The sequence below is a fragment of the Mucilaginibacter metallidurans genome (genome assembly GCF_003286435.2).
GTDB classification, from domain to species: domain Bacteria; phylum Bacteroidota; class Bacteroidia; order Sphingobacteriales; family Sphingobacteriaceae; genus Mucilaginibacter; species Mucilaginibacter gossypii.
In genome coordinates this window covers 4,170,254-4,183,161 of sequence record NZ_CP043449.1, presented here as the reverse complement: position 1 = coordinate 4,183,161, position 12,908 = coordinate 4,170,254, and the positions used below count along the sequence as shown (strand labels likewise).

Sequence of the window (12,908 nt, the reverse complement as noted above, 5' to 3'; positions counted from 1 at the left end):
AATTAAATACATATCTCCATGAAAGTAGTAAAAACGTTAGGACAATTTATTATAGAGAAACAAGCAGATTTCCCTTTTGCCAAAGGCGAACTGTCAAGGCTTTTGCGGGATATAGGCATTGCCGCTAAAATTGTTAACCGCGAGATTAGTAAAGCGGGACTTATCGATATCATAGGCGAAACCGATTCTGTGAACTCCCATGGTGAACGTCAGAAAAAGATGGACGTTTATGCCAATGAGCAATTCATTTCGGCATTGCGTAGCGGCGGCGAATGCTGTGTTGTGGCTTCTGAGGAAAATGATGAACATATCCTGATAGAATCAGAGATCTCAAAACATGCCAAATATATTGTGGCGATTGACCCGCTTGATGGCTCATCAAATATTGATGTGAATGTAAGTGTGGGCACCATATTTTCTATCTATCGCCGTAAATCAACCGAAGGTGCAGCTAAACTGGAAGATGTATTGCAAAAAGGTACTGAGCAGGTAGCGGCCGGTTATGTAATTTACGGTTCGTCAACCATGCTGGTTTATACAACTGGCAAAGGAGTTAACGGCTTTACACTTGATCCATCAATAGGCGAGTTTTGCCTGTCGCATCCTGATATTAAAATGCCTAAAGATGGCTATATCTATTCTATTAATGAGGGGTATTATGCGCATTTTCCTCTGGGGGTAAAAAAATATATCAAATACTGTCAGGTTGAAGATGAGACAACTAACCGCCCCTACACCTCACGCTACACCGGGTCAATGATTGCCGATATTCATCGTAACCTGATTAAAGGGGGCATATTCCTGTATCCAACTACGGCCCAATATCCTAACGGAAAATTACGATTGGTTTATGAATGTAACCCAATGGCTTTTATTGTTGAACAGGCGGGCGGTACAGCTTCTACCGGTTATGAGCGCATCCTGGATTTAGATGTTAATGAACTTCATCAGCGTTCGGCTATTTTTATCGGTTCGGAGAATATGGTTAAGCGGGCCGAAGATTTCATGCTGGCTTTTTCTTCGCATCAGCCATCTATAAATCAGCATAAACAGGTTATTTAGTTATCTAAAGATTTCATTTTTATAGCGTAGCTGTTATTGAGATTGATAAGTGGAGTAATTTGCATGCTTTATTATTAAAATTAGATAAGGCTAATTTTTTTTATTTGTTTTGTATATTATTTATGATATGCTGAAACGAATGAGAAAAATATTTTTACTATGCTTTTTATTAATGCCGATAGCGGTTTTTGCCCAGCATGGTTCGCTCAAAGGAAGATTAACAGCCGGCAGCGAACCGCTCTCTTTTGCTACTGTTGCACTTTCAGGAACTTCTATCGGGGCTACTACCAATGATAAAGGCTATTACCATTTAAAAAATGTTCCGGCAGGCACATACACAATAGTATTCTCTAACATTGGGTATGTTACTGAGCGCCATAGCGTGAGTGTAAAACCCGATGAAGCAATTTTATTGGATGGCAATCTTAAGGAAAGCAGCTCCAAATTAAATGAGGTGACGGTAACCGGCGTTTCACGCAAAACTGAGTTGAGGAGTAACCCCATTCCCATCGCAGTAATGACCAAGAAGGAAATGGATCAGAATGTGAATAATAACATTATTGACGCCATTGTGAAAGGAGTACCGGGTGTTAATTCGGTTACTACCGGGCCCAATATTTCAAAACCGTTTATCAGGGGATTAGGCTACAACCGCGTTTTAACTTTGTATGATGGCGTACGCCAGGAAGGGCAGCAATGGGGCGATGAACACGGTATTGAGATAGACCAGTATGGCATTGGCCGGGCCGAAGTAGTGAAAGGGCCGGCAAGTTTAACTTATGGCTCAGATGCATTGGCAGGCGTGATCAACATGATCCCATATCTGCCGGTTGGCGAAAATAATGTTTTGAGAGCTGACTATACTGCCGATTATCATACCAATAACGGCATGATAGGTACCTCGTTAGGACTGTCATACAAAAAGAACGATTGGCGATACGCCTTCCGGGCAACTGCGAAAGCGGCGCATGATTATCATAATAGTGTTGATGGTTATGTGTATAACACAGGTTTCCGGGAGTTCAATTTATCGGGTATGGCCAGGGTTGATAAAAATTGGGGGTACTCGCAAATCGCAGCAACAGTTTACGATAACCGGCAGGAGATCCCCGATGGGAGCAGGGACTCGCTTACAAGGCAGTTTACCAAACAAATAGCCGAAAGCAGTACTGACAATATCAGGAACCGGCCAATTGTGAGTGATGATGAGTTAAGATCATACAGTATTACCCCGCTGCACCAGCGCATTCAGCATTATCGTATTTACTCGCACAATGAGTTTAAACTTGGCGAAGGCAGCAGTATCAATGCTTCAATCGGTTTGCAACAAAGTATCCGCAGAGAATATAACCACCCTACCTTGGCCGATCAGCCGGGCTTGTATGTAGTACTTAATACCCTTAATTACGATTTTAAATATAACCTGCCATCTATCGCGGGTATAGAAAGTAGCTTTGGTGTAAATGGCATGTACCAAACTAACCGGAGCAAGGCTGCAACAGATTTTCCGATTCCGGATTATAACCTGTTTGATGCCGGGACTTTTTTCTTCGCCAAAAAAACAATTGGGAAAGTTGATATCTCAGGAGGGCTCAGATATGATAACCGGCACATCCATTGGAACGATTTTTATGTGGGGCCTAACTCCAAAAACAGGTTTGAGCAACATGTGAAATTACCGGATACGGCGGGCGCTCATTTACAGTTTCCAGCTTTTAAACATGTATATCAGGGTGTTTCGGGGAGTTTGGGGATAACTTATAATATCAGCGAACGCTTATTGTTTAAAGCCAACATCGCGCGCGGATACCGTGCACCTAATATCACCGAAATAGGTTCAAACGGCCTCGACCCCGGGGCGCATATCGTGTATTTAGGTAACCGCAGTTTTAACCCTGAGTTTAGTTTACAGGAGGATCTGGGCTTCATCGCCTACTTGAAGGATGTCGACCTGATTGCAGAGCTGTTTAATAACCACATCAATAATTACATTTACCAGGCTAAACTTACTGATGCCGATGGCAATCCTGTGGTGATTGTACCGGGTAACAGCACTTATCAATACCAGCAAAGTAGTGCCCGCCTGTATGGGGCCGAGTTTACGCTGAATGTGCATCCTCAAAATGTTAAATGGCTGGCTTTTAACAATAGCTTGGCTTATGTAACCGGCATCAACGGCAACAAACAGCTTGTTGATGAATCTAACGGTGCAGCTAAATATCTGCCATTCATCCCGCCGCTGCATATCCGGTCGGAGTTTAAGGCGAGTTTGCAGAAGGCTTATGGCCCTTTTTCGAAGATTTACTTTAAGGCCGAAATGGATGCTTATGCTACCCAAAATCGCTTTTATGCTTTGGATAATACAGAAACAGCTACGCCGGGTTATGCCCTGTTTAATATCGGAGCTGGCGCCACTATCAAAAATAAATCGGACAAAGCCATTTGTGAGCTTTTTTTGCAAATTGATAATTTGTTTGATAAGGCCTACCAGTCCAACCTTAACCGTTTAAAATATTTTGAGTATTACCAGTCGTCGCCAAACGGGCATCTTGGCATTTATAATATCGGGCGAAATGTAAGTTTTAAAGCAATTTTCCCTTTTTGATTTATTTTCAATGAAATATGCCTTTTTTTGTTTTTATTGCCTTGAGTTTCTGAACATCGTGTAAGCGTGCGATAATAACGTGCCCTCAGGGTCTCTCGCAGAGGACCCTGATGTATACACCGAGTAAATTCTCCGTTCTGAATGCCCTCGAAGAAGTATAGAACGCGGCTGAACCTCAGGGTCCTCTGCGAGAGACCCTGAGGGGACATGAAGGATATGATCGGTGCGACAACGATTCGGAATTCATCGATTGACGTTCTTAACTCAATAATCATAAAAACATCTAAAGTAAATGGTTTATAAAACGAAGGTTTTCATTTGTATGCTGCTGTGTGGCATATGCGGTGGGATGATCAGCGCTCAGGCACAGTTGCAAGTGCCGGCTTCTTATGCTTTAATTAAACGGGTGGTGCCCGGTTATGCACAAAATTTTGTTGTTCAACCGCTTTCTGAAAATGAAGGCAAAGATGTTTTTGAAGTAGAAGGTGCTAAAGGCAAAATTGTACTCAGGGGCAATAATGGTATCGCAGTGGCGTCGGCATTATATTATTACCTTACCGAATATGCACATTGCCAAATCACCTGGAACGGTACAAATTTGAACCTTCCCGTAAAGTTACCTATACCAGCTCAAAGGGTTCATAAAACTACGCCTTACCAATACCGGTACTACCTTAACTATTGCACCTATAGCTACAGTATGAGCTGGTGGGACTGGAAACGGTGGGAAAAGGAAATTGACTGGATGGCCTTGCACGGCATCAATATGCCGCTGGCCATAACCGGGCAGGAATACGTATGGGATAAAGTTTATAAAGGCATGGGCTTTAACAATAAAGATATGCAGGACTTTTTTACCGGCCCCGCATATTTTGGCTGGTTTTATATGGGCAATATAGATAAATGGGACGGCCCGCTGCCCGCAAGCTGGATAACCAGTCACCGGGATTTGCAGATCAAAATATTGCAGCGCGAACGCGAACTGGGGATAAAACCAGTACTTCCGGCATTTACAGGTCACGTGCCGGCATCGTTTAAAAAACATTTCCCGAATGCTAAGCTAAAGCAAACCAACTGGAACAACGGCTTTGCCGATACCTATATCCTTGATTCGGAAGACCCGCTATTTGCAGAGATCGGTAAAAAATTTATACAGGAACAAACCAAGGTTTATGGCACGGATCATTTATACTCTGCCGATACATTTAATGAGAATGAGCCTCCATCAAACGATCCTAAATTCCTTTCGGAACTAAGCGCAAGGGTTTATGACGGCATGAAAGGGGCCGATCCGAAAGCTGTTTGGGTGATGCAGGGCTGGTTGTTTTTCAGCGATCGTAAATTTTGGCAAAACGAGCAGATTAAGGCATTGCTGAATGCTGTGCCTGATGATCATATGATTGTGCTTGACCTCAATACCGATTATGAACCGATATGGAAGCGCACCGAAGCATTTTACGGTAAACCCTGGATCTGGAATATGCTGCATAACTATGGCGGTAACAATAGCTTGTTTGGCAGGATAGAGGCCGTCGCAACCCAACCCGCACAGGCTCTTAACGACCCTAAATCAGGAAAAATGGTGGGCATAGGTTTAACTATGGAAGCTATTGAACAAACTCCTGTGCTTTATGAATTAATGACGCAACATACCTGGCAAAATAAGCCAATTGATCTTGATCAATGGTTGCCGGAGTACTTATTTAATCGTTATGGTGTAAAAAGTAAGGATGCGCTTGACGCCTGGCAAACACTCAGGGCTACCGTTTTTAATGGCAAGGATATCCGTGATGGGGCCGAGTCGATCATCACCGGAAGGCCAACACTTGATTCGGCCGCAGTATGGACCCGTACACGTTTAAATTATAAACGTAAAGATCTGCTGCCGGCCTGGGATAAAATAGTTGCAGCTATACCCACATGTAAAAAAAGTAGTGGTTTTAATTACGACCTGGTTGATATTACCCGCCAGATGCTGGCTAACTATGGCCGGCCGCTACAGTTGAAATGGATCAAGGCATACCATGATAAAGATGAAAAGGCTTTTGATAAGTATGCTGCCGAATACCTCACCCTGATTACCGATATGGACAGGCTGCTGGCCACCCGCAAAGATTTTATGCTGGGCCCATGGATAGCCGATGCCCGAAACAGGGGAACTACCCCGGCCGAAAAAGTGCTTTATGAGAAAAACGCCCGCAACCTGATAACGCTTTGGGGCGATGCCAATAGTCCGCTGCATGAATATTCATGCAGGCAGTGGAGTGGATTGCTCAATGACTTTTATAAAGTGCGCTGGCGAAAATTTTTCGATTTATTGAAAGGATCGTTTAAAACCGGTAAAGAACCCGATTTTAAACAATTTGACAAATCAATAAGCAATTGGGAATGGCAATGGGTTAATTCGTCCAAAACGTACCCGGTTGCTCCTGCCGGAAGCAGCGCTGCTGTTGCAAAACAGCTTTATGAAAAATACAGAACAAACATGGATAAGGATCTTAAATAATGGATACATTAACAGCTAAACCTGGAAATTCTGCGGCAAAGCCTGCAAGATTGTTATCGTTAGATGCCCTTCGTGGTTTTGATATGTTTTGGATAATGAGCGGGGAAGGGGTGGTGCATGCCCTTGCTAAAGCCACCGGCTGGCCACTGCTGGTATGGATGTCGGGGCAACTACATCATACCGAATGGAATGGCATCACCTTTTATGATATGATCTTTCCTTTGTTTTTGTTTATTGCCGGGGTTTCCATGCCTTATTCAATGGGCAATAAAGTTGCTAAACATGGGGTAGCTCACCCATATCTGTTGCCGTCCTCATCCAAAGGAGAAATTTATCGCACTATGCTCAGGCGTACCATTATCCTGCTGTTTTTAGGGGTGGTTGTTAACGGCTTGTTTAAGTTTAACGGTTTGGAGAATACACGTTTTGCAAGTGTGCTGGGGCGCATTGGTCTGGCTTGGTTTTTTGCAGGTGTAATTTATCTCAATTTTGGTACTCGTGGACAAATTTTATGGTTTGGTATTTTGCTGTTTGGTTATTGGGCAGTAATGGAGCTAATTCCGGTGCCTGGCTACGGGGCTGGGGTTTTAACCATGGACGGTAGCCTGGAATCTTACATAGATCGTTTATTGCTTCCCGGACGCCTGCACGATAAGGTACATGATCCCGAGGGTGTATTATCTACCATTCCGGCTATTGGCACTGCTATGCTGGGGATTTTTACAGGCCAGTTTCTGAAGTTTGAATCTGCAAAATGGCCGATGTGGAAAAAGGGAGTTTGTTTATTTGCAGTCGGTGTTTTATTTATTGGCTTAGGGATACTTTGGAATCTTGCTTTCCCTATTAATAAACGCTTATGGACAAGTTCATTCGTGATGTTTGTAGGTGGGTGGAGCCTGGTTTTCCTGTCGGTATTTTACCTGGTGATTGATGTCGCCGGATACAAAAAATGGGCATTTCCTTTTGTGCTTATTGGTGTAAACTCTATCCTGATCTATCTGGCATCAGAAGGGATGGTTGATTTTCAGCATACAGCCAATTTTTTCTTCGGGGGAATTATTAGCCATCTCGCACAAAGCTGGCAACCGGTATGGGCAGCAATATCCATTGTGGTTGTACAGCTTGCTTTGTTGTACTTTTTATATCGTAATAAGATCTTCCTGAAAATATAAATATAAAGTAGTTTTTTGAATGTAGAGACGCATAATTGCGTCTCCCGCATGCAAGTTAGGGCGATTTACTCCGTTGCAAGGTGGCTCGTCCTTTGGGAGACGCAATTATGCGTCTCTACATAAAAATATTTTAACCAAATTATCCAGTTACTCAGAATCACTTTTAATCGCAAGGCGATTGGAAAAAAATAATTGAGATAAAATCGTATTTAATTCGTTAATTGTTAAAATAACACTTAATATTGAATTGTTTTTACCTTCATTATGATCAAGCGCATACTTTTCTTTTTTACACTTGTTTTGATTGGCGCAGCTTCGCGTGCACAAAAGCAAATGATCCCAAATCCAATAACCGGGGGATACTTCGCCGATCCAACTATTGTGAAAGATAAAGGCCGCTATTTTATTTATGCCACAATTGATCCCTGGGGCGATAAAGAGCTGGCCGTATTGGAGACTACCGATTTTATTAAGTTTACGAGGCATCATATCAACTGGCCTACTAAACAAGCCTGCACCACTCCAACCTCGCTCAACGAAATGGTTTGGGCGCCATCTGTAGTAAAAGGAAAGGACAACAAATTTTACATGTATGTAGCCGTAGGCGGTGAAGTTTGGGGAGGCGTAAGCAATACACCGCTTGGGCCCTGGAAAAATTTAAAGAGTGATAATACGCCTATGGTAAAATCTACAGATTACCCGCAAGTGCATAATATCGATCCGGATTGTTTTATTGATGCCGATGGCAGCGCTTATTTGTATTGGGGATCGGGATATAAATGGATCAACGGGCATTGTATGGCTGTAAAGCTAAAGAGTGATATGGTTTCGTTTGACGGAACTCCGAAAGATATCACCACACCTCATTTTTTTGAAGGCGCGCATATGGTTAAACGCAATCAAACCTATTACCTCATGTTTTCAGAGGGTAAAGCGATTGATGCCACTTACCAGGTAGGCTATGCAAAGGGAAGCAGTCCGCTTGGCCCATTTCAGGAGGATGAGCACCGGATTATATTAAATACTTCTGCGGATAGTACCGTGATTGGTCCCGGTCACCATACTACCTTCGTTGAAAAAGGACAGCGCTATATTTTATACCACCGCATTTTTCCGCAAAAGGAATCTTTTGTGTTGCGACAGCTGTGCCTTGATAGTTTAAATTTTGATGTGGATGGCAATATTAAAAAGGTAAGTACCAAAGGAGTACAAAAGTTCAATTAACCTTATAACCTGTTATGATGAAAAAAATAGCCAGCACTGCGCTGTTAACAATTATGGTATTTACCTGGTTTGGAGCTTCTGCGCAGCAAAAAGCCGATGCCACAAAGATTAAAAAGATCAGTCCTGACCTTTTCGGGATCTTTTTTGAAGATTTAAGTTATGCGGCTGATGGAGGCCTTTATGCCGAACTTATCCAGAACCGCTCGTTTGAGTATAACCCGGCCGATAACCGCGACTGGAATTCGATGACCGCGTGGAAATATGAGACGGATGGTTTTGGCTATGGTACCATTTCGGTAGAAACGGCTGCTCCGGTTCATCCTAATAACCCGCATTATATTTTGCTTGATATCCAGGATGAAGGGCAAAAAGGAGTGGGGCTTGAAAATTCAGGCTTTGATGGGATCCCTGTAAAGGCTGGTAAAAACTATAATTTTTCGGTTTTTTTAAATGTGCTTTCAGATCAGTCTTTACCTGTAAAAGTAGCTCTTGTTGATCGGAAGGGTAAAGAATTAGGTTCTTCTTCATTTACAACGTCTGGTAAAGGCTGGAAAAAATACGCCGAACAGATTCATGTGAATTTTGATAATGACAGTGCCAAACTGGTATTGTTGATTAAAGCGAAAGGAAAAATCGGGATAGATATGGTGTCATTGTTCCCGGAAGAAACTTTTAAAAATCATAAAAATGGATTGAGGGCAGACCTGGCGCAGGTTATTGCCGATATAAGACCAAAGTTTATGCGTTTCCCCGGCGGCTGCCTTACTCATGGTGATGGCATAGCCAACATTTACCGCTGGAAAAATACCATCGGCCCGGTTGAGCAAAGGGTTGAGCAACGTAATATCTGGAACTATCATCAAACAGCAGGTTTAGGTTATTTTGAATATTTTCAGTTTTGTGAGGATATCGGTGCAAAGCCGGTTCCTGTACTTGCGGCCGGCGTAAGCTGTCAAAATTCTGGCGGTACCTGGAGGATAGGTTCTACCGGGCAAAAAGGCATTCCGATGGAAGAAATGAAAGCTTATGTGCAGGATGTACTTGATCTGGTAGAATATGCTAACGGGTCGGTCACTTCTACGTGGGGGGCAAAACGCGCCGCTGCAGGCCATCCCGCGCCTTTTAACCTGGAATACGTTGGTATAGGTAATGAAGATAAGATCACCGGTGTATTTGAAAAACGTTTCAGGATGATTTATGATGCCTTGCATAAGGCGCATCCCGAAATTAAAATCATCGGCACAGTAGGGCCAAGTCCAAGCGGCGAAGATTTTGAGAAAGGCTGGAAACTGGCCGATCAACTTTCGGTTGGTATTGTTGATGAGCATTATTATGAAAAACCACAATGGTTTTTAAAAAATACCCAGCGTTATGATGCATACAACAGGCTTAGGTCAAAAGTTTATATAGGCGAATATGCCTCATGGGGCAATACGCTGTTTAACGCCTTGGCTGAAGCTGTTTACATGACCAATTTAGAACGTAACGGAGATGTGGTAAGGATGGCATCATACGCGCCACTCATTGCCAGGATAGGCCATACTTCATGGAATCCCAATTTGATATATTTTAATGGTAGCAAGGTTTTCCCAACGGTAAACTATTATGTTCAGCAGCAGTTTGCTGCTAACTCGGGCAATGAGTATTTGCCGGGTGTAATAAAGCTGAAAGGGGAAAAAGCGGCTCTTGACACTACGGCAGGTGTTTCAACAGTACGCGACTCTGCGACGGGTGATCTGATCCTGAAAATTGCCAATGCCGGTAATGCGGCCGTTTCGGGAGAGGCGGATCTGTCAAAAATTGGTCAACTACCCCAATCGGCGACGCTTATTGTTATTACAGGCAATCCGGAGGTAAAGAATTCCGCCGATAACCCGCAAGCTATCGTGCCGCAATCGTCAGTAATAAAATTGCAAAAGAAGTGGGCTTTCACTGTACCTGCCTATTCATTGACAGTTGTCAGAATTAGCAGCAAAGGGATGGAAAAGCACAAATAATTATCCTGAACATTCGAAAAAAACAAACCAATTATACATGAGAAAAATAGTTTTACTGGGCGTTTTAGTTGGCTTTTACACAGTAGTCATAGCGCAGCCGCGGCAAAAATTCAGCGCCTATCTTTTTACATATTTTACAGGTGGCAAAGGCGGTGAAGAAATTCGTTTTGCCTTGAGTAATGATGGTTATCATTTCCGTGCCTTGAATAACAATCATCCCGTTTTAAATTCGGCTGATATCAGCGCTACAGGTGGTGTACGTGACCCGCATATTATGCGTGCTGCCGACGGTAAAACTTTTTATATGGTTGCCACAGACATGAACACCGAAAAATATGGCTGGGGACCGGATTATTCCATGGTATTGCTAAAATCAACCGACCTGGTACACTGGACCTCAAAAACCATTGATATCGCCAAAACCTTTGAAAAGTTTGCTGGTGTAAACAGGGTTTGGGCACCACAAACTATTTATGATCCGCAGAAAAAACAATATATGATCTACTGGTCGATGCGCTTTGGCGAAGAGGCCGACAAGATCTATTATGCTTATGCCAATAAGGATTTTACAGGTCTTACAACCGAGCCTAAACAGCTTTTCTTCAAACCGGATGGTGGTGCCTGTATCGATGGAGATATTGTTTATAAAAACAATAAATACTACTTGTTTTTCAAAACAGAAGGATCGGGTGCAGGAATCAAAATTGCCGTATCCGATAAACTAACTTCAGGCTATGTGTTGCGCGATAAATACGTACAGCAAACTAAAGACCCGGTAGAGGGAGCCGGCACCTTTAAATTAAACGATGGCAGCGGTTATATTTTGATGTATGACCTATATACACAAGGTAAATACCAGTTTACGAGGACAACCGATCTCGAAAATTTTAAACTGATTGACGATGAGGTGTCCATGAATTTTCATCCGCGCCATGGTACCGTGATGTCAATAACTTCAAAAGAAGCGGCGGCATTAACAACAAAATGGGAAACGGCTGAAGATGTCATACTTTCGCCGTTAAATAAGCAGATTAAAATCATCAATATTGTTTTAGATACGGCGAACCATAAAGTTCACCTGCCTGTAAAGCCAGGTACAAGTTTAAAATCATTTGATCCCCGGTTTACCCTATTTCCCGGCGTTACTGTCAGCCCGCTGAAACCGCAGGACTTTACCAAAGGCCCTGTTAAATATTCTGTAACTATAGCAGGTAAAAGAGCGCAGGTTTTTGAGGTTACTGCCCAGGAAACCCATAACCCGGCTATTGCAGGATACTATGCCGATCCGGAGATCCTGTACGCCGAAAAAACAGGCAAATTCTATATTTATCCTACCAGCGACGGCTTTGATGGTTGGTCGGGCAAGTATTTTAAGACTTTTTCTTCATATGATATGGTGAACTGGAAAGACGAGGGTAAGATTCTTGATTTACCGCAGGATGTGAGCTGGGCAAAAAAGAATGCCTGGGCTCCTTGTATCATCGAAAAAAAGATCGGCAATGAGTATAAATATTTCTACTATTTTGCCGCCGCTCAAAAAATAGGAGTGGCGACGGCAAATGATCCGGCAGGGCCGTTTACTGACTCGGGTAAACCTTTGATAGCACAATTGCCTGAAGGTGTTAAAGGCGGACAGCAGATTGACGCCGATGTTTTTGCCGATCCGCAAACAGGTAAAAACTATTTGTACTGGGGCAATGGCTATATGGCAGTGGCCGAGTTAAACGATGATATGATTTCATTAAAACCGGGTACTACCAAAATCCTTACTCCTTACTCGCATTATAACGAAGGTACATACGTGTTTTACCGCAATGGAACTTATTACTTCATGTGGTCTGAAAATGATACCCGGAGCCCTAATTATAGTGTGCATTATGGTACTTCTAAATCTCCACTTGGGCCAATAGAGGTTCCGGAGCAAAATACAGTTATCGCCAAAGATGCAGCAAAAGGTATTTACGGTACCGGCCATAACTCAGTGATCCAGATCCCGGGTACCGATGAATGGTATATTGTTTATCACCGGTTCAACTACCCCAAAGGCATTACCATGGGCGATGCCGCAGGATACAACCGTGAGGTATGTATTGATAAAATGGAATTTGATGGGAATGGATTGATTAAACAAGTGACGCCTACACATGAAGGTATAAGACCTGTGCATGTAAAAAAGTAAAAGCGGATTATTGAGTAACTTTAAGTTTTTTAAGCCGCCACGCGAGCTACTTTGAAGCTTTCGTAAATTAGATTTCTATTCATTGCCTTTGACTTTAGTCAACGGTTAAAGAAGCAAATAACCGGGCTTTAGCCACAATGTACGCGCGACATTTGGCTAAAGC

The 12,908-nt window shown here is 42.9% G+C and carries 7 protein-coding genes; all 7 read left to right on the top strand.

Annotated features, from left to right (window positions below; all coding sequences use genetic code 11):
* Positions 1 to 18: 18 nt before the first annotated feature.
* Complete coding sequence (gene fbp, locus DIU38_RS17885; protein ID WP_112654688.1) at positions 19 to 1,062, top strand: class 1 fructose-bisphosphatase; 1,044 nt, start codon at positions 19 to 21, stop codon at positions 1,060 to 1,062.
* A gap of 139 nt (positions 1,063 to 1,201) precedes the next feature.
* Positions 1,202 to 3,667 carry a TonB-dependent receptor gene (locus DIU38_RS17880; RefSeq protein ID WP_112654687.1) on the top strand — a complete coding sequence of 822 codons (2,466 nt, stop codon included), beginning with the start codon at positions 1,202 to 1,204 and terminating at the stop codon, positions 3,665 to 3,667.
* Positions 3,668 to 3,959: 292 nt separating this feature from the next.
* A complete protein-coding gene (locus DIU38_RS17875) occupies positions 3,960 to 6,173 on the top strand; it encodes an alpha-N-acetylglucosaminidase (RefSeq protein WP_243770722.1) in 2,214 nt (737 codons plus the stop codon).
* On the top strand, positions 6,173 to 7,345 hold the full coding sequence (locus tag DIU38_RS17870; protein ID WP_112654685.1) for an acyltransferase family protein: 1,173 nt from the start codon (positions 6,173 to 6,175) through the stop codon (positions 7,343 to 7,345). Before DIU38_RS17875 ends, DIU38_RS17870 begins: the two co-directional genes overlap by 1 nt.
* Before the next feature lie 264 nt (positions 7,346 to 7,609).
* Positions 7,610 to 8,569, top strand: a complete 960-nt coding sequence (locus tag DIU38_RS17865) for a family 43 glycosylhydrolase (protein ID WP_112654684.1) — start codon at positions 7,610 to 7,612, stop codon at positions 8,567 to 8,569.
* Between the two features lie 14 nt (positions 8,570 to 8,583).
* The gene (locus DIU38_RS17860) at positions 8,584 to 10,566 is read left to right on the top strand and encodes an alpha-L-arabinofuranosidase C-terminal domain-containing protein (RefSeq protein WP_208057786.1); all 1,983 of its coding nucleotides are present in this window, start codon (positions 8,584 to 8,586) and stop codon (positions 10,564 to 10,566) included.
* A 37-nt stretch (positions 10,567 to 10,603) separates the two neighbouring features.
* A complete protein-coding gene (locus DIU38_RS17855; RefSeq protein ID WP_112654682.1) occupies positions 10,604 to 12,745 on the top strand; it encodes a family 43 glycosylhydrolase in 2,142 nt (713 codons plus the stop codon).
* Positions 12,746 to 12,908: the final 163 nt, after the last annotated feature.